Annotated in this window: 17 protein-coding genes; all 17 read right to left on the reverse strand. The window is 39.8% G+C overall.

Annotation, left to right across the window (positions count from 1 at the left end):
* Positions 1-7 precede the first annotated feature (7 nt).
* The 17 genes from fliF to ylqF all read right to left on the reverse strand — a co-directional run bounded on the left by fliF (position 8) and on the right by ylqF (position 18,464).
* Entirely contained in the window at positions 8-1,606 is a 1,599-nt protein-coding gene (fliF, locus tag ACXAF2_RS18410; RefSeq protein ID WP_475140848.1) for a flagellar basal-body MS-ring/collar protein FliF, read from the reverse strand.
* 33 nt (positions 1,607-1,639) lie between these two features.
* On the reverse strand, positions 1,640-1,945 hold the full coding sequence (gene fliE / locus ACXAF2_RS18415) for a flagellar hook-basal body complex protein FliE (RefSeq protein ID WP_475140849.1): 306 nt from the start codon (positions 1,943-1,945) through the stop codon (positions 1,640-1,642).
* 18 nt (positions 1,946-1,963) lie between these two features.
* Entirely contained in the window at positions 1,964-2,425 is a 462-nt protein-coding gene (flgC, locus tag ACXAF2_RS18420) for a flagellar basal body rod protein FlgC (RefSeq protein WP_475140851.1), read from the reverse strand.
* 2 nt (positions 2,426-2,427) lie between these two features.
* Positions 2,428-2,817: a flagellar basal body rod protein FlgB gene (gene flgB / locus ACXAF2_RS18425; RefSeq protein WP_475140853.1), complete on the reverse strand. Its 390-nt coding sequence runs from the start codon at positions 2,815-2,817 to the stop codon at positions 2,428-2,430.
* Between the two features lie 679 nt (positions 2,818-3,496).
* Positions 3,497-4,276, reverse strand: coding sequence for a GTP-sensing pleiotropic transcriptional regulator CodY (gene codY, locus ACXAF2_RS18430; RefSeq protein WP_148968731.1), 780 nt, complete (start codon positions 4,274-4,276; stop codon positions 3,497-3,499).
* Between the two features lie 96 nt (positions 4,277-4,372).
* Complete coding sequence (gene hslU, locus ACXAF2_RS18435) at positions 4,373-5,785, reverse strand: HslU--HslV peptidase ATPase subunit (protein ID WP_475141285.1); 1,413 nt, start codon at positions 5,783-5,785, stop codon at positions 4,373-4,375.
* A gap of 68 nt (positions 5,786-5,853) precedes the next feature.
* Positions 5,854-6,396, reverse strand: a complete 543-nt coding sequence (gene hslV / locus ACXAF2_RS18440) for an ATP-dependent protease subunit HslV (protein WP_324748084.1) — start codon at positions 6,394-6,396, stop codon at positions 5,854-5,856.
* A 19-nt stretch (positions 6,397-6,415) separates the two neighbouring features.
* The gene (gene xerC, locus ACXAF2_RS18445) at positions 6,416-7,315 is read right to left on the reverse strand and encodes a tyrosine recombinase XerC (RefSeq protein ID WP_475140855.1); all 900 of its coding nucleotides are present in this window, start codon (positions 7,313-7,315) and stop codon (positions 6,416-6,418) included.
* A 61-nt stretch (positions 7,316-7,376) separates the two neighbouring features.
* Positions 7,377-8,675, reverse strand: a complete 1,299-nt coding sequence (gene trmFO / locus ACXAF2_RS18450; protein ID WP_475140857.1) for an FADH(2)-oxidizing methylenetetrahydrofolate--tRNA-(uracil(54)-C(5))-methyltransferase TrmFO — start codon at positions 8,673-8,675, stop codon at positions 7,377-7,379.
* 247 nt (positions 8,676-8,922) lie between these two features.
* Positions 8,923-10,998: a type I DNA topoisomerase gene (gene topA / locus ACXAF2_RS18455; protein ID WP_475140859.1), complete on the reverse strand. Its 2,076-nt coding sequence runs from the start codon at positions 10,996-10,998 to the stop codon at positions 8,923-8,925.
* Between the two features lie 301 nt (positions 10,999-11,299).
* Positions 11,300-12,175, reverse strand: a complete 876-nt coding sequence (dprA, locus tag ACXAF2_RS18460; protein WP_475140861.1) for a DNA-processing protein DprA — start codon at positions 12,173-12,175, stop codon at positions 11,300-11,302.
* Between the two features lie 79 nt (positions 12,176-12,254).
* Positions 12,255-13,157: a succinate--CoA ligase subunit alpha gene (gene sucD, locus ACXAF2_RS18465; RefSeq protein ID WP_475140863.1), complete on the reverse strand. Its 903-nt coding sequence runs from the start codon at positions 13,155-13,157 to the stop codon at positions 12,255-12,257.
* 16 nt (positions 13,158-13,173) lie between these two features.
* Positions 13,174-14,334, reverse strand: a complete 1,161-nt coding sequence (gene sucC / locus ACXAF2_RS18470; protein ID WP_426891310.1) for an ADP-forming succinate--CoA ligase subunit beta — start codon at positions 14,332-14,334, stop codon at positions 13,174-13,176.
* Positions 14,335-14,571: 237 nt separating this feature from the next.
* Entirely contained in the window at positions 14,572-14,853 is a 282-nt protein-coding gene (locus ACXAF2_RS18475; RefSeq protein ID WP_475140866.1) for an EscU/YscU/HrcU family type III secretion system export apparatus switch protein, read from the reverse strand.
* A complete protein-coding gene (locus ACXAF2_RS18480; RefSeq protein ID WP_475140868.1) occupies positions 14,850-16,670 on the reverse strand; it encodes a hypothetical protein in 1,821 nt (606 codons plus the stop codon). The genes ACXAF2_RS18475 and ACXAF2_RS18480 overlap by 4 nt, the downstream gene beginning before the upstream one ends.
* Before the next feature lie 70 nt (positions 16,671-16,740).
* Positions 16,741-17,496: a ribonuclease HII gene (locus tag ACXAF2_RS18485; protein ID WP_475141287.1), complete on the reverse strand. Its 756-nt coding sequence runs from the start codon at positions 17,494-17,496 to the stop codon at positions 16,741-16,743.
* 101 nt (positions 17,497-17,597) lie between these two features.
* On the reverse strand, positions 17,598-18,464 hold the full coding sequence (gene ylqF / locus ACXAF2_RS18490; RefSeq protein WP_475140870.1) for a ribosome biogenesis GTPase YlqF: 867 nt from the start codon (positions 18,462-18,464) through the stop codon (positions 17,598-17,600).
* Between the last annotated feature and the right edge of the window lie 26 nt (positions 18,465-18,490).

Consider the following 18,490-nt stretch of genomic DNA (forward strand, 5'->3'; position numbering starts at 1 on the left):
ATCCCTCCTAATCCTCTGATAACCAGGTCCGTAATAATTTTGCAAATTCTTCTGGCTTTTCTTTGGCCATTTTTTCAAGTTGTTTCCGGCGAATCGTTCCTTCTGTTTCTTCTTTAGGCTCAATTTCCGGTATATGGACAGGCTCCCTTGTTTCTTCATATGCCATTTCTTCTATTTTTTCTTTCTTTCTAGAGCGAAGCAGGAAAAACACCAGCAGTAGAATGACAATAAGAAGGATTCCACCTATCACATAGGTCCACCATGGAAGAACAGATTTTTCTTCAGATGACATATCGACTTTCCCATTAAATGGTTGAACCGAGACGGTCACTTTGTCTTCTATTGCTTCGTCTGTCAATTCAGGATTGGCTTCCTTATCAATGGAAGTTCGTACAATGGTCGATAATACTTGGCGGATATCATCCACCCTGTCTTGCGGCAGGGAATTAACCTCATCAGGATTTGGCGGTTCCACCATAACCTGAATCCCAAGATCCCTTATTTTATAAGGGCTCTCAACTACTTCTTTACGGATACGATTGACTTCATTGTTAATCGTTTCCTCCATTCGTTCATAATCACCATTAGATTCTGAACCGGAACCATAAGTATCCCCTGTATTCGTCGGTTCATTAGCATCACCGGCTCCAGGTGTCCCACCCGGGTTTGCCCCTTCGCCTGAGAAGGTTTCAGTAATACGCTGTGCACTTACGGCTATTCCCTCCATATTTTCTTCATCCACTGGTGTAACAATGTTTTCTTCACGGTTTTCCTGGGTAAAATCTATATCAGTTGTAACCGATACAACTACTTTATTAAATCCAATCAATGTGCCTAACATATTCTGAACTTGACGTTGTATATCGCGTTCAATCTCTTTTTTGACATCCATTTGTTGAACAAAGTTGCCTCCGCCCATGGAATTATTTTGAGATTCCAAGTCGAAATACTCAAAAAATTGATTCATGATGACGATATTCTCTGTAGGGAGATCAGGAACACTTTTGGATACCAGATGGTAAAGTGATTTAATCTGCTTTTGATCAAATGTGAAACCAGGATTTGTATTTAATACAATCGAAGCTGATGCTTGTTGAATGTCATCATTTAAGAATACCTGCTTTTCTGGAAGATTGATCATGACTTTAGCGTCCTGTACTCCTTCGATTCCTTTCATGAGTTGAGCAAGTTCTGTTTGCATCGCATCGAGCTTCAATACATTAAATTCATTATCAGTCATACCAAACCCAGCATTTTGACTGAAAAAGGAGTAATCAATACTGCCTGAGTCAGGAATTCCTTCTGCAGCCAATTCAACCTTCAATGTATCTACTTGTTCTTTAGGAACCATGATGGTTGATCCACCATCGGATATCTCCGATGGGATACCTCTCCCATCGAGATTCTCTTTAATCGTTCCGGTTTCTGAAGGTGATAAATTACTATATAGGGGAACAAGAGTGGTTCTAGTTGCAAAGAAGCTTACAGCACTAATCAGAATGACTGTAATCAGAAAGGTTGCTCCCATACCTATCTTCTGTTTTTTTGTTCTACTTGCCCAATATGACTTTATCTGTTCTGTATATTTCTTAAACGATTCATTCATTACAATCCTCCGGTACATGACTGAATGAGTCTACTACATTGGCATTCTCATTATTTCTTGGTAAGCTTCTACTACTTTGTTACGCACTTCCATGGTCGTTTGTAATGTGATACTTGCCTTTTGTGAGGCGATCATCACTTGATGAAGATCAACATTTTCTCCCCGCACGAGCTTCTCGGTCATTTGATCCGATTGAACTTGCATAGTATTCACTTCGTCAATGGACTGTTTAAGTAACTGACTGAAGTTCTCAGTAGCTTCTGAAGGAGAAATATTTTTTTTTGCAATTGACGGACTAATAACGCCAGGATTAATCGAACCTATATTATGTATTGCCATAGAACTATAACCTCTTTCTTATTTACCGATTTCCAAAGATTTCATTAACATCGCTTTATTCGCATTAAATACGGTTACGTTTGCTTCATATGAGCGAGTGGCCGATATGAGGTCAACCATTTCTCTTAATGGGTCAACATTTGGAAGCTGCACATACCCCTCGCCATTCGCGTCAGGATGTTCTGGATCGTACACCACTTTAAATGGTGTTTCGTCATCTTCTTCGATTCTGGAAACCTTAACTCCACTTCCAACATTTTGATTATCCCTTGTGTTCATGGCTTTATTTAAAAATGATGAAAATTGATTTTCCTTTGGTGCCATCACAACAGATTTTCTTTTATATGGCTGCCATTCTCCTCCAACCATTTCTCCTCTTGTTGTGTCTGCATTGGCCATGTTTGACGAAATGACATCCATTCTTAAGCGTTGGGCAGTAAGGGCAGATGCTGTTGTATTCATACTTGTAAATATCGCCATGATTATTTACCACCCCTTACAACGGTTTGGAGACTGTTAAACTTACCATTTATTCGATCTGTCAAGGCATTAAAATAGATTTGATTCGAAGCCATTTCTGACATTTCCTGATCTAAATCCACACCATTTCCATTGTGATTATATTGATATGCTGTTTTTGTTTTAACTGCTGGATGTTGACTACTTGAGTGAAAGCTGAAATGTCGTTGATCCGTTTTTTTTGCATCAAGTTGTTGAACTGACTGGTCTAAAATTGTCTTAAATTCTACTTCTTTTGCTTTATAATTTGGAGTGTCGACATTGGCGATGTTTTGAGAAATCACTTTTTGATTTAACGAGGCGTAATTCAGTCCTCTTTCCAGAGTTGTGAAAGTGTTGGAAAATAATTTCACTTTAGGCACCTCTATCCGTTTATTTGACAAGATACTACTATTTTTTACAAATTTAGCATGCAACAGTATTTATTGTAATGTTTAGCAAGATTAGTGTCTATGAATATTCCGTAAATTTTCAAGAATGAGGGCGATATTCAAAGAATTCGTGACTTTTAATCTATATTTAACCCTTAAATTCCCAAGGATATTTTACCAATTTAATGTGAATTTTTCTAATTTTATTACATATATATTACATATGTATATACTTGTCCGACTCGCTTTTATAAGAATGAAATCAAACATTAGCGTGTTTAAGATGGTTTAAACACCTTATAACACTCTTTTGCACATGAAAATATCACCTTCCAAGAGGTGAATGGCATTATATACTCACTTTGTCATCTTAATTAAACAAACTGTCGAATATAGTCGTAACATTGTTGTAACTTTATTGTACTATTCATGCCTTATATGACAATACCTTAAGAAAGATTACCAATAGTCCATTCGACTTATTTTCCCTAAACAATCAGACATTTCCGCCCAATTGAACTACAAAAGCGGAGGAACTTTTCCAAGAGGCGACAAGCATAAGCTGGCTGATGCAAAAGCAGAGGATGCCTACAGAAGAATGCAATAAGGTATCCAAATAAAAAAGCTGTTCCCATTTAACAGGGAACAGCTTTTCATTGGATTAATTTGTGCGAAGCTTATCTAACTCAACTAAGAATTTATTGTTTAATACTTTAATGTAAGTACCTTTCATACCCAGTGAACGAGACTCAATTACTCCCGCACTTTCTAATTTACGAAGGGCATTGACGATTACTGAACGCGTAATTCCCACTCTATCGGCAATTTTAGAAGCAACCAAAAGACCTTCATTACCATTTAACTCTTCAAAGATATGCTCAATCGCTTCAAGCTCACTGTAAGATAAAGAACTGATCGCCATTTGTACGACAGCCTTGCTTCTGGCTTCCACTTCAATTTCTTCTGCTTTTTCACGAAGAATTTCCATTCCTACTACAGTTGCACCATATTCACCCATAATCAGATCATCATCTTCGAAGCTTGCTTCAAGACGGGCTAGAATTAATGTACCCAGTCTTTCACCTCCACCAATAATAGGGACGATTGTCGTTAGCCCATTTTTGAAGAATTCTCTATTTTCAACAGGGAAAGCAGTATATTCACTGTTAACATCCAGGTTTGGAGAAGTTTCTTGAACATTAAACAAGTTTTGAGTATACTCCTCAGGGAATTGACGATCAGCAAGCATTTGTTTCATTCGCTCATTTTCAATTTGCTGATTAATGGCGTAGCCAAGTAATTTCCCTCGGCGACTTACGACGAATACATTTGCTTCAATGACCTTGCTAAGTGTTTCTGACATTTCTTTAAAATTAACTGGTTTACCGGCTGCTTTTTGCAGCATAGCATTAATGGTTCTTGTTTTACCTAATAAATTCATTACATTTCCTCCTACTACAACTTAAGTGTATCTATTATTAAATTTTGAATTCTAATTGATTCATCTATCTTTACCCAATAGAACGAAGGTAAAAACTTATAGAATAAACTGACTCAGATCCTTATTCTTAGCTATGGCCCCTAATTTATCATCCACGTACTTAGGTGTGATATTAACTGTTTCCAAAGTAATGTCCGGAGCTTCAAAGGAAAGGTCCTCGAGAAGTTTTTCCATAATGGTATGAAGTCTTCTCGCTCCTATATTATCCGTGTTCTGGTTTACATCATAGGCAATTTCAGCAAGTCTACGAATAGCATCGTCAGAAAATTCAATTTGTATACCTTCTGTTTCCATTAAAGCAATATATTGTTTAATGATTGCATTATCAGGTTCAACGAGTATACGCACAAAGTCTTCTGTAGAAAGCTTCTGAAGTTCCACTCTGATTGGAAAACGGCCTTGTAATTCCGGAATAAGATCGGATGGTTTACTCATGTGAAAGGCACCTGCGGCTATGAAAAGGACGTGATCTGTTTTCACCGAACCATGCTTTGTAACAATCGTAGATCCTTCTACAATAGGAAGGATGTCACGCTGAACCCCTTCTCTCGAAACATCAGCTGAAGATTGGCCAGAGCTCTTGCTTGCTATTTTATCAATCTCATCGATAAAGATGATTCCTGATTGTTCTGCACGCACGATTGCCTCCTGGGTTACTTCATCCATATCGATAAGCTTTTGAGCTTCCTCATTTGTAAGAACGACTCTTGCTTCTTTCACCTTTAATTTACGTTTTTTCTTTTTCTTTGGCATAAAGTTGCTCATAGCATCCTGCATATTCATGCCCATTTGTTCCATACCGGAGCCTTGAAGCATATCGAACATCGAGGGCTGCTGCTCTTCTACTTCAATCGAGATGAACTCCTCTTCTAGTTCACCATTGTGAAGCCTTTTTTCCACTCTGCGCCTTTGCTCATGAAGGGAAATCTCTTCTTGCTTTTCTTCCTCTTCTTCCGAAGTGTCCTGAGTCTGATTACCACCAAAGATCATTTCAAATGGGTTTTTGTAAGAAGTGGACTTTTTCTTAGATGGTACAACAAGTTCCACTAAGCGGCGGTTAGCATTTTCAGCTGCTCTTTCACGCACCCCTACCATTTTCTCTTCTTTCACCAGTCGGACAGATGTTTCGACTAAATCTCTCACCATTGATTCTACATCGCGCCCAACATAGCCGACTTCAGTAAACTTAGTTGCCTCTACTTTTACAAAAGGAGCTCTCACAAGCTTAGCAATCCTTCTGGCAATCTCTGTTTTACCGACCCCGGTTGGTCCCATCATTAAAATGTTCTTTGGAATCACTTCATCCTTTAATACATCAGGAAGAAGGCTACGGCGATATCGATTTCGTAATGCAACAGCTACCGCTCTCTTTGCATCTTTCTGTCCTACGATATATTGATCGAGACGTTCAACAATTTGCCTTGGAGTTAAGTGATCAGTACTCTTCATCAAATGGCACACTCCTTACTTTCCCTTTAGTGTAAAAGAATATAAAATTTCAATCTAATGATTAATGTTTACAGCTCTTCAACAATAATTTGGTTATTTGTATATACACATATATCAGCAGCGATTTGTAAGGAAGACTGAGCGATTTCCCTGGCAGATAAATGGTCACCTGCGTATTGTTTTAAAGCTCTCCCCGCAGATAATGCATAATTACCACCTGATCCAATGGCTAAAATCCCATCATCCGGTTCAATCACTTCACCAGTCCCGGAGATTAGCAGCAAGTGATTTTCATCCATTACAATCAACATCGCCTCAAGCTTTCTTAATACCTTGTCGCTTCTCCACTCTTTCGCTAATTCAACAGCTGCTCTTGGGAGATTCCCATTAAACTCCTGAAGTTTCCCCTCGAATTTTTCTGATAATGTGAATGCGTCGGCAACAGACCCGGCAAAACCCGCTAATACTTTTCCATTAAATAGCTTCCGTACTTTTTTTGCTGTATGCTTCATCACAACAGTATTACCAAATGTCACCTGTCCGTCCCCGGACATCGCACATTTGCCTTTATGCTGTACGGCAAAAATAGTGGTTGCGTGGAATTGTTCCATATCCTGACCTCCAACTCTTCTAAGCACGTGGATGATGTGCCAAATATGTTTTTCTCAACTGATCCTTCGATACATGGGTATATACTTGAGTTGATGATAATTGTGAGTGTCCAAGTAGTTCCTGAACCGTTCTTAAATCGGCACCATTATTAAGTAAATGCGTGGCAAACGTATGTCTTAACATATGTGGATGGATTTTTCCCGTCAAGGAAGCCTTCTCGATCATTTTATTTAAGATAAGACGTATCCCTCTTTGGGTTAATGCTCCTCCACGATGATTGACCAGCAATTGGGTATGAGTTTGATTTTTCATCAACTTAGGCCGGGACTCTGTTATGTATTGTTCTATAGCATCGTGGGCAAAGCTTCCAAATGGTACATATCTCTCTTTGTTACCCTTACCTTTAACAAGGATTGTGGAAAGCCCGAAATCTACGTCCTTCAGTTGTATGCTTGTGCATTCACTTACGCGAATTCCGGTAGCATACAGGATCTCAAAGATGGCCCGGTTGCGAATGTCTAAAGGCTTGTCTCCTCCACACGCTTCTAACAATGCTTGTATTTCTTCCTCATAAAAAAATTTAGGCAATCGCTGTTCTTTTTTAGGAAGATTCACAAAGGAAAATGGATTATCAGTGAGCTGCTTTTCCCGATTTAAATAACGGTAAAAACTTCTTAAACTGGATACCTTCCTTGAAATGGAAGATCTCATTAAACCATGATCATGCAGCTTAGTTAAAAAAAGTCTCGCATCAGAATACTCGACATCTTTTAATGAACTTAAACCTTGTTCTTTCATAAATACGTAGAACTCTTCAATATCATGACGATATTGTTCAAAAGTGTGAGCAGAATAATGCTTTTCTATTTGTATATATTCAGTAAAGGATTGTAATTGTTCATATAATTGATTTTTCATTTTTAACACCTCACAAGGGCTACTAAATAGTAACACAACCCAGCTACCCTTGCAATGAATTTTACACTTTTTTCACAAAGTTCTGAATTGTTTCTAAGGCCCGATTAGCGTGTTGCTCATTACGCTCTTTTTTGCCTTTGACCTTTTTGGGCAGATCAGGGAGTAGACCGAAGTTAGCATTCATCGGTTGGAAGTTGTTTTTGTTGGCCGTCGTAATATATCTTGCCATACTTCCAATCGCTGTTTCATGAGGGAATACTACGGGTGATTCACCCATAGCCAATTTCGCTGCATTGATTCCCGCGATCAGCCCGCTGGCAGCAGATTCCACATACCCTTCCACTCCAGTCATTTGTCCGGCAAAAAACAGGTTCTCATTTTCTTTAAGTTGATAGGTATCCATAAGAACATTGGGAGAGTTGATGAAGGTATTTCTGTGCATCACCCCAAAACGGACAATTTCCGCACTCTCTAGTCCAGGAATTAATTGAAGGACTTCTTTTTGCGGGCCCCACTTTAAATGAGTTTGGAAGCCCACAATATTGTAAAGTGTTCCTGCTGCATCATCTTGTCTTAACTGGACAACGGCATATGGTCGTTTACCTGTTTTAGGGTCTTCTAATCCCACGGGTTTTAAAGGACCAAATAGCATGGTTTTCTTGCCTCTGGATGCCATCACTTCTATCGGCATACAGCCTTCAAAGTATATTTCTTTTTCAAATTCTTTTAAGGGCACCGTTTCAGCTGAAATAAGGGCTTCGTAGAAACGATTGAACTCACTTTCTGTCATCGGGCAATTTAAGTATGCCGCTTCCCCTTTGTCATACCGGGATTTCAAATACACTTTGTCCATATCAATGGAATCTTTCTCAATGATCGGGGCGGCTGCGTCGTAGAAATATAAATGTTCTTCTCCTGTTACTTTTCTGATTTTCTCTGAAAGACTCTCACTTGTAAGTGGTCCTGTTGCTATAATGGTGATCCCTTCGGGTAAATCCGTAACCTCTTCATTATATACCGTGACATTCGGGTGATTCTTCACTTTGTTTGTGACATGGGCTGCAAATTCGTGACGATCCACGGCCAATGCTCCTCCTGCAGGAACGGAACAGGCATCGGCTGCTGACATGATGACGGAATCCAAATGCCGCATTTCCTCTTTTAATACACCAACAGCATTGGTTAATGTATTCGCTCTAAGCGAATTACTGCAAACAAGCTCTGCAAATTTATCTGTATGATGGGCAGGTGTTTGACGTACCGGCCTCATTTCAAAAAGGTTAACCTTTATTCCCCTCTTCGCAATCTGCCAAGCGGCTTCACTTCCCGCTAACCCTGCTCCAATAACATTAACTGGCATCTATATAAACCTCCTGAAAATCGATCCTTCATCTTAACCAATTTGTATTGTACACCAATGCACAAAGATACAAAAGACAAAAGCATATCGAGAATTTGTCTTTTTGACTAAATACAAACAGAAAAGGGCTGACCCAACAGATAATAGAGAAATCACCTGTTGGGACAGTCCCTTGTTACATTGTATAAGTTCATTGTTCAACAATCAATCATTTTTTTTATTAATCAGAGGAACTGAAAAACTCACACTATTTCTGAGGTTCTTCTTTATAATCACAATTCGTACATTGAATTTGATTACCTTTTTTAAGCTTTTTCTCTACAAGTAATTCTGAACACTTCGGACATTTACGTTCAATCGGCTTATCCCATGATAAGAAGTCACATTCAGGATATTGATCACAACCGTAGAAAATACGCTTTTTCTTGCTTTTTCGTTCGATGATATTGCCTTTTTCACATTTTGGGCATTTCACACCGATTTCCTTGACGATTGGCTTAGTATTTCTGCAATCAGGAAAATTACTGCAGGCCATGAACTTTCCATAACGACCCATTTTGAATACCATTGGATGTCCGCATTCTTCACAATCTTCACCGGCAGGTTCATCGCGGATTTCGATTTTTTCCATCTCATTTTCCGCTTTTTCCAAATGCTTTTCAAAATCCTTATAAAAACGGTCGATGATTCTTTCCCACTTCACATTACCGTCTTCAATATCATCCAGGCTGCGCTCCATGTTTGCCGTAAACTCGACATCAATGATATCAGGGAAGAACTCTCTCACCAGTTCTAAGACGATTTCCCCCAGTTCAGTCGGGATGAAACGCTTATTATCCAGTGTTACATAGCCTCTTCGTTGAATTGTATCAAGAGTGGGGGCATATGTAGAAGGACGGCCAATACCCAGTTCTTCCAAGGTCTTAACGAGTCTTGCTTCTGTATACCTTGGTGGTGGTTGAGTGAAATGCTGATTTGGGTCAATGCTTTCACTTTTCACTTTATCATTTTCTTCCAAGGCTGGCAGCAGGTTGTCTTTTTCTTCTTTCTGATCATCAGACCCTTCAACATACACTTTCATAAAGCCTGGAAACTTCACTTTAGAGCCGGTTGCTCTAAACATGACGGAACCATTTACAATATCAACACTCATCGTATCCATTATCGCCGGGGACATTTCACTTGCTACAAATCGTTCCCAAATCAATTTATAAAGTCTGTATTGATCTCTTGAAAGAAATTCTTTCACTGAAGCCGGATCCCTTAATGTACTTGTTGGACGGACGGCTTCGTGAGCATCTTGAGATTTTTGTTGTTTCTTCTCTTTACGCTCAGTCTGTTTAACGAAGTCATTTCCATATTTATTGATGATGTATTCGTTCGCTTCTTTTTGAGCCACTTCAGAAATACGAGTCGAGTCGGTTCTCATATAAGTAATAAAACCAACCGTGCCTTCTTTCCCCATCTCGATACCTTCATATAATTGTTGGGCAAGCATCATGGTTTTCTTTGCACGGAAGTTTAATTTTCTCGCTGCTTCCTGCTGTAGTGAAGAAGTCGTAAATGGCGGAGCAGGATTCCTCTTTCTTTCCTTTTTTGTTACTTTGTTAATTTCAAAGGACTTCCCTTTTACTTTACCAAGCACTTCTTTCACATCTTCTTCGGTCTTCAATTCAACCTTCTTACCGTCCATTCCGTAAAACGATGCCTGGAATGTATCGTTTCCTTTTGTGAATTCAGCTTCTATTGACCAGTACTCTTCTGGAGTAAAGCTTTTGATTTCATTTTCCCGGTCGATAATTAATCTTAGTGCGACGGATTGCACTCTCCCTGCACTCAGACCTTTTTTCACTTTCTTCCAAAGGAGCGGGCTGATGTTATAACCCACTAATCGATCTAAAATCCTGCGTGCCTGCTGAGCATCGACTAAATCCATGTTGATCGCGCGTGGATGCTTAAAAGACTCTTTAATCGCATCCTTCGTAATCTCATTGAATACCACACGACAGTCGGAAGTGGTGTCCATGTCAAGGCTGTGAGCCAAATGCCAGGCAATGGCTTCTCCTTCTCTGTCGGGGTCAGCCGCGAGGAAGATTTTTTTAACTTTTTTTGCTGCGGTTTTCAATTCTTTTAATACAGGTCCTTTACCCCGTATCGTTATATACTTGGGTTCAAATTCGTTTTCTACATTTACGCCCATTTGACTCTTCGGTAAGTCTCTGACGTGGCCCATTGAAGCCCTGACCTTATATTTTTTTCCTAAATAACGCTCAATTGTTTTCGCCTTTGCCGGCGACTCTACAATTACTAAATAATCTGCCATCCAATATGCCTCCTTAAAGAGGGAAATAATCACTGTTTATAGCACCTTGGAATGTTTATGATCCAAGTGAAACGGAAACGTTTACACTTTCATTCACATAGGTATAGAATTGATATCAGTGTAGATAATCACTACTTTTAACGATTTATTTCTCTTATATATAGTTTTAGATACCTGTTGCAAAATGTATAACAGTTTCACAATAAATGCAACCATTTTGTATAAATAACTTGTAATTATTCATTCAAACATGGAAAAAACCCCTACGTTATTAAAAGATTTTATATCATATTTTCATAATTTATACTCCCAGTTCTGAAAAAATATCTTCTATTGATAAGACCATCCTTGCACCTTCCTGGATTAAACTGTTGGTTCCTTCTGCTAAAGGCTCATATATGGATCCTGGTATACACAATACTTCTCTTCCTTCATTTAATGCATAATCAGCCGTGATGAATGTTCCGCTCTTTTTTCTTGCTTCTGTAACAAGAACTGCATCGGAAAGACCGCTGATGATCCTATTTCTAAAAGGAAATTGCCATTTTTTTGGTTTAATATAAGGGGGATATTCAGATAGGAGAAGCTGATGTTTCATCATATGACGGGCAAGTCCTTCATTTTGCTTAGGATAAATGTGGTTAAAACCTCCACCAAGGACACCTATCGTTTGGCCACCTGATTGAATCGATTCATTATGAGCCACCGTATCGGCACCTTGCGCCAGGCCACTTACAATGATTATCTTTTTCTTCACCAGCTGTGGAATCATATCGCGAAGAATTTCATCCGTATAAGTGGTGGCATTTCTCGAACCGATAATGGCCAATTTCTTTGGACCATGAAGGAGATTCCTGTTTCCTTTTAAGAAGAGAAGAAAGGGGGGATCATATACGTTTCTTAGTAGAGCAGGGTAGTCTTCGTCCATAAGTGTGATCCAGTCTATATCATTTTCCGAATAAAGCTTTTTGTATCGGTCTGAATTGAATGAATGAAGATCTCTATAGAAGAGTTCTGAATTGGCAGGGGTAGAAAGCGTTATCTGTTGAAGCGTGGAAGGTGATAATTCAAAGATAGAGTGTAATTTCGGGAGGGATTCTAGTATTCTTTTTGTTCCTTTCAATCCAATTCCCCGACAATGATGAAGATGAAATAGAATATGACGACGTTCTTTCATTTATTACCTCCTGAATATATTTAATAGAGAATATAAAACTGAGACTGATAGCTTGAATGCCATCAGTCTCAATACATCATTAATGAGTTTTACACTTATCTAAGATTCCTTCTTCTTTAAGGACTTTTATTAATGTTTCACCCATATCTGAAGGAGTTGGAGCAACTTGAATTCCGCAATCATTCATAACGCGAATCTTCTCATCAGCTGTTCCTTTACCACCTGAAATGATCGCACCTGCATGGCCCATACGTTTTCCTGGAGGAGCTGTACGTCCACCAATGAATCCTACTACAGGCTTAGTCATGTTGGCTTTAACCCATTCTGCAGCTTCTTCTTCAGCAGTACCGCCGATTTCACCAATCATGATGACGGCATACGTATCTTCATCTTCATTGAATGCTTTCAATACATCGATAAAGTCTGTTCCGTTCACAGGATCTCCACCGATACCGACAGCCGTTGATTGACCGATTCCCGCTTGTGAAAGCTGGTGAACTGCTTCATACGTAAGTGTACCAGAACGTGAAACAACCCCTACATGACCTTTCGTATGGATGTAACCAGGCATGATCCCGATTTTACACTCTTCAGGAGTGATGACTCCTGGACAGTTCGGTCCTACAAGGCGTGTTTTCTTGCCTTCCATATAACGCTTAACCTTCACCATATCCAATACCGGGATATGTTCAGTAATACAGATTGCCAAATCAAGCTCGGCATCTACCGCTTCCATGATTGCATCTGCTGCAAACGGAGCAGGAACATAAATGACGGATGCATTTACGCCAGTTGCCTTCTTTGCTTCTTCAACTGTATTGAAAACAGGTACGCCTTCAACCTCAGTTCCGCCTTTTCCAGGTGTTACACCTGCCACGATTTGTGTACCGTATTCAAGCATTTGCTTCGTATGGAAAAGAGCTGTTGATCCTGTAATCCCTTGTACAACAACCTTGGTATCTTTATTAATAAATACGCTCATTAGTCCCCCGCCTTTCTCAGCCTACTTGCTCAACGATTTTTTGTGCGCCGTCCGCCATAGATTCGGCTGCAATGATATTCAATCCTGATTTATTAAGGATTTCTTTTCCTAAGTCAACATTTGTACCTTCAAGACGAACCACAAGTGGAACTTGAAGACCGATTTGCTTAGCTGCTTCTACAACACCTGTTGCAATAACATCACATTTCATGATTCCACCGAAGATATTAACAAAAATACCTTTAACGTTTTCATCAGAAAGAATGATTTTAAATGCTTCTGTTACCTTTTCTGCTGTCGCACCGCCCCCAACATCAAGGAAGTTAGCGGGATCTCCGCCGTAATGCTTTACGATGTCCATCGTTGCCATGGCAAGACCGGCTCCGTTAACCATGCAACCGATATTTCCATCCAGGGAAATATAACTTAGGTCATATTTAGAAGCTTCGATTTCTTTTGCATCTTCTTCTTCAAGATCTCGTAATTCAATCACATCTTTTTGACGGTATAACGCATTTGAATCGAAGTTGAACTTCGCATCCAATGCCATTACGTCTCCATCACCTGTTACAACTAAAGGATTGATTTCAACAATAGAAGCATCCTTTTGAACGTACACGTTGTATAGACCCATCATGAACTTAGCTGCTTTTCCAACAAGTTTTTGAGGAATATTGATATTGAATGCAATACGTCTCGCTTGGAAACCTGTTAATCCAACAACTGGATCAATATACTCTTTAAAGATTTTTTCCGGTGTTTTTTCTGCTACTTCTTCGATTTCTGTTCCGCCTTCTTCAGAAGCCATCAGAACAACTTGGGAAGTTGCGCGGTCAAGTACCAGACCTACGTAATATTCTTTCTTAATATCACAGCCTTCTTCAATAAGTAAGCGCTTTACTTCCTTACCTTCAGGACCTGTTTGGTGAGTTACTAAAGTTTTACCGATTAACTCATCTGCATATGTACGCACTTCGTCCAGGCTTTTAGCGATTTTAACTCCGCCAGCTTTACCTCGACCACCTGCATGGATTTGGGCTTTCACTACATACACGCTGGAATCTAATGTCTTCGCCGCTTCTACTGCCTCTTCAGCTGTAAATGCCACTTTACCATTTGGTACGGATACCCCGTAATTTCTGAGGATTTCTTTACCTTGATATTCATGGATATTCATTTTCCATCCTCCTATCAAACTCTTCAAAAAATAGACTGCGCTTTCATTGTATAAAATGACAGTATATCTGTCTACCATTATGCTAAAAATATTATATTAATTTTAAAATTCTGAACTTAAAATAGTAGTATTACTCCATATGTTCCATTGTTCTTGAAGAAGTTATCTTTGAAAATATTATTCTTAAAAAATATAATTCCGATTGGAGACATGAGTAAATCAGATTGGCCAAAGAAATTATCCCTTCCTCGCTATATCCCTGTCTAATCGATAGATAAAAGCAAAAACCTCCGCTACAGCACCATATAATTCTTCAGGTATTGACTCTCCTACATCCAGGTTTCCAAGAAGAGAAAGTAAGCTCTTGTCTTCTTGTACCGGTATTTGATGGTCTTTTGCTTGAGCCAAGATGTTTTCAGCAATGATTCCCTTCCCCTTAGCAAGGACCTTTGGAGCTGATTCACTACTTTGATTGTAGCCTAAAGCAATCGCTTCTTTTCTCTCATGAGGGTTTTTCATATATTTAAATCAACTCCCGAAAACGTTTTTAAGCGTTCTGCAATGATCTTATCAGAAAGCTCAACCTGCTTATCCGGAGCTTTCACCTTTATCATGGATAGTTGATAGTCCAGCTTCTCAAGACCTTCTTTTAATCCAGGAACAAATGATCTGGACATTTTCTCTGCGTTTGGGTGGTCATTCCAAATAGTCAGGGAGACCACTCGGTTTTGAACCTGCATATCGATTAATGTCTCTTTCAAGATATCCAGCTCTAAATAAAATAAAACCCGGCAGTAGTCTCCATCAATCACACCTTTTTCTTTCTCTTTCCCTGTCCACTGAAGGGTGATATCGGTGCTCTGTCCAAATAGAGAAAAAGGGAATTGTTGTACGATTGTTAGAAAAGGAGAACTCTCCTGTGATTGAAGCACTTGGTGGTTCATCTTGAGAACAAGATCATCGGCTAGCATCCGAATATCTGCGAGTGGGTGATTTTGACTTAATCCAATGAGATGCTGCTTGATTGTTGGATGATGCTGAAGCTCTTGTCCGTTTTTTTGTAACTGAGCTTCAAAGTTAATCCCAAACGTTCCAATTACTTTCTTCAACACCCTTGCCAGTTCTTCTCCGCGTATCGTCTGAGTGAGTTCTTGTTCTATCTGTAGGTGAAGTTTGTGAAATAGCCGTTCCATGTTCGATGCAGGTGCACCTCTTCCATAAGATTGCAAGAGCCTCACATAGTTCATCTCAATGGACCGCCACTTTCCCTCCCCAACTACTCCCATGAGCTCTTTAGCTGCCAGGAAGGAAGGTTTGTCCGTTCTTTCATTTAGGACGGTCTCTGAATTCAATAAAATAGTAATCCATTTATCGATTTGAGTACCAGATAGTTTAGGAGGTTCCTGACCCTTGCTGATATTAGGAGATAGAAGATGACCCAGATCATTTCGAAGCTGTCCCGGTGCTGCACCTGGAATGTCCGCCAATCTGGTTCTTAGAAGCTCTATCTTTCTTTCCCATTGCCCTTGTGAAGACTGTTTCAGCTCTTCTAAAACCGTTGTCTTTAACCCTTCCCTCCATTGATACATGGGAATTTCTTTCGGAATGACGCCTAGTGATTTCAATAGATCGAAATGACCTAAACGATTTGAGAAGATTTGGGAAGAATCAACTAAACTGGATAGTGCATTTATCACAAGCTTTTCTGACCCCAGCCTATTCAACGGCTTCTGGATCCCAGTAAGTAAATGAAGCGTGGCCGTGTCCCTTCCAGTTCCCCTTAACTTTGAAGCTAGCTCAGTTAACATGGATAAAATGCTGCCTGTTGATGTTCCCGCTCTCATCGAGAGAAAGACCCTGTCAGAAAGCGGCATGTCCCTCTTAGCCATTTCAACCAGGGTTTTCACATTTTCTGATGAATCTTTTCCTTTCAAATGTTTCTCTCCGAATAATAGCAGCTCTTTATGAATGGGAATGTTTTTTTTCATGAGCTCCATAACAAAGTCGTTCATTTCTTTCCTACTTGTTGATATGGAAAAATGCTGTAATAGATCTGATGATGCATGTTTACCTATTACTACTCCAGTTTGCCCACGGTTCGGGATTAGATGTAGACTTACCCTACTTTCCGATTGTTTCACTTCTACCCAATAACGTTCTCCAGCTTCCATCGGCGCCTCAATTTTTGCAATAAACCGTTGTCCATTTGCTGACACCACTGCATTGCCCTCTCCTAACAGCTTATGGACGCTGATAGATAGAACTTTTCCACTTTGAATGGAATAGGGCTTTTGGTCAATGGGATGGTTACTGTTAATACCATGAATATGGGTCATATCCGTGTCTCCCGTTCATTGTGAATCATAATCGATTCATTTTGTTTATACAGTCCAACAGGCTGCTAATCTAAAGCAGCTCCTTCACAGGTGCAAAGCTCTTTCGATGAATCGGCGTCACTCCTAATTTCTCCAGCCCGCCTAAGTGATCCTTTGTTCCATATCCCGCATTCTTCTCAAACGCATACCCAGGATAGGTGGTTGCATACTCCTTCATCAGTCGGTCACGTGTCACCTTGGCGATGATGGATGCTGCGGCGATGGATATACTTTTCGAATCTCCTTTAATGATCGACTGACTCGGGAATGGCGATTGAATTTTCATCGCATCGATCAGTAAATACTCAGGTTGAACCGGCAAGCTGACGATCGCTTCACTCATAGCCTTTTTTGTAGCCTGATAAATATTTATGGAATCAATTTCATCCGCATGTATCATTCCTACTCCAATAGATATTGCGTGCTCCATGATGTATTCATAGAAATCTTCTCTTCTTGCTTCTGTTATCTTCTTACTATCATTTAATCCCGCCAAATAGAAGTCATGGGGCAGAATGACGGCAGCCGCTACCACAGGACCTGCTAAAGGACCTCTACCCACTTCATCGATTCCTGCAATGTGGGTAAACCCTTGCTGGTGAAGTTCACTTTCATATTGAGTAAGGAGGGCAAATTCTTCTCTTTCTTTCTTTCGTTTTATCTGCTCGCGTTCAAACTGTTTTAATAGTTTTTGAACACCCATTCTTTCGTCCTTTTTCAATTCCTCAAGAATCGGATCATGAGCAGAAGCAGACTTGATGAATTCTCTTATTTCTTTAATGGTCATATGTACTGTATTCACATTGCTCCTCCTCTATATATCGGATGTACTTCACATAAATAAAGAGGCTGCGCAAAAGAGATCCCCTCTTTTTACAGCCTCTTTTTTTATTCGCTCTCCCGCTCAGTCTCACCAATGATGTCAAACGTCATGGGTCCTAATTGTACATTTCGGATGTCACGTACGATAATTTCAGATGTCTTGTCATAGTTCACTTCTCCACCAGCCATCAGACAGCCTCTTTTAGCTCCAATTTTATCGAAGCTATCCACTACTTCTTCAGGTATTTCTTCGAGGCCGTAGCGCTCTTCTAATCGCTCTGGATAGTGCTCTTCAAGAAATCGCAAACCATAAACGGCGATATCCTGTAAATTTAGGATGGTATCTTTAATGGCACCGGTCAATGCCAGCTTATATCCAACTTGCGGATCTTCAAACTTGGGCCATAATATTCCCGGCGTGTCGAGCAGTTCAAGCTCTTTCCCTACTTTGATCCATTGCTGGGCTTTTGTCACCCCAGGAGTATTTCCAGTTTTCGCTATATTTTTCTTAGCCAGGCGATTGATTAATGTGGATTTTCCTACGTTAGGAATGCCGACAATCATGGCTCTTATGGCACGGGGTCTCATTCCTCGTGATTTCATGCGGTCGAACTTTTCTTTTAATATTTCTTTAGCGGCTTGAACTATGACTTGAAGTCCTTTGCCAGCCTGTGCATTTACAGCAAGAGCCGTTATTCCTTGCTCTTTAAAATAAGAAATCCATTGATTCGTTCTATGTGTATCTGCCATGTCTGCTTTATTTAACAAAACAAGTCGCGGCTTTTGTCCAATAATTTCTTCAATCATTGGATTTCTTGACGATAACGGTATTCTCGCATCTACTAATTCAATCACAATGTCTACAAGTTTTAACTTCTCAGTAACTTGTCTACGAGCTTTAGCCATATGCCCTGGGAACCATTGTATTGTCATATGACCACCTCCAAACAACTTTTTTC

The organism is Rossellomorea sp. ABR4_004 (assembly GCF_056159585.1).

Bases quoted from the DNA above. Each gene is read 5' to 3' on its own strand.
- codY (WP_148968731.1), bottom strand. From the start codon at position 4,276: ATGAATTTATTAGGTAAAACAAGAACCATTAATGCTATGCTGCAAAAA.
- fliE (WP_475140849.1), bottom strand. From the start codon at position 1,945: ATGGCAATACATAATATAGGTTCGATTAATCCTGGCGTTATTAGTCCG.
- topA (WP_475140859.1), bottom strand. From the start codon at position 10,998: ATGGCAGATTATTTAGTAATTGTAGAGTCGCCGGCAAAGGCGAAAACA.
- sucD (WP_475140863.1), bottom strand. From the start codon at position 13,157: ATGAGCGTATTTATTAATAAAGATACCAAGGTTGTTGTACAAGGGATT.
- fliF (WP_475140848.1), bottom strand. From the start codon at position 1,606: ATGAATGAATCGTTTAAGAAATATACAGAACAGATAAAGTCATATTGG.
- ylqF (WP_475140870.1), bottom strand. From the start codon at position 18,464: ATGACAATACAATGGTTCCCAGGGCATATGGCTAAAGCTCGTAGACAA.
- ACXAF2_RS18480 (WP_475140868.1), bottom strand. From the start codon at position 16,670: ATGACCCATATTCATGGTATTAACAGTAACCATCCCATTGACCAAAAG.
- dprA (WP_475140861.1), bottom strand. From the start codon at position 12,175: ATGAAAGAACGTCGTCATATTCTATTTCATCTTCATCATTGTCGGGGA.
- trmFO (WP_475140857.1), bottom strand. From the start codon at position 8,675: ATGCCAGTTAATGTTATTGGAGCAGGGTTAGCGGGAAGTGAAGCCGCT.
- hslV (WP_324748084.1), bottom strand. From the start codon at position 6,396: ATGGAACAATTCCACGCAACCACTATTTTTGCCGTACAGCATAAAGGC.
- flgC (WP_475140851.1), bottom strand. From the start codon at position 2,425: ATGGCGATATTTACAAGTATGAATACAACAGCATCTGCCCTTACTGCC.
- hslU (WP_475141285.1), bottom strand. From the start codon at position 5,785: ATGAAGAGTACTGATCACTTAACTCCAAGGCAAATTGTTGAACGTCTC.
- sucC (WP_426891310.1), bottom strand. From the start codon at position 14,334: ATGAATATCCATGAATATCAAGGTAAAGAAATCCTCAGAAATTACGGG.
- ACXAF2_RS18475 (WP_475140866.1), bottom strand. From the start codon at position 14,853: ATGAAAAACCCTCATGAGAGAAAAGAAGCGATTGCTTTAGGCTACAAT.
- xerC (WP_475140855.1), bottom strand. From the start codon at position 7,315: ATGAAAAATCAATTATATGAACAATTACAATCCTTTACTGAATATATA.
- ACXAF2_RS18485 (WP_475141287.1), bottom strand. From the start codon at position 17,496: ATGACCATTAAAGAAATAAGAGAATTCATCAAGTCTGCTTCTGCTCAT.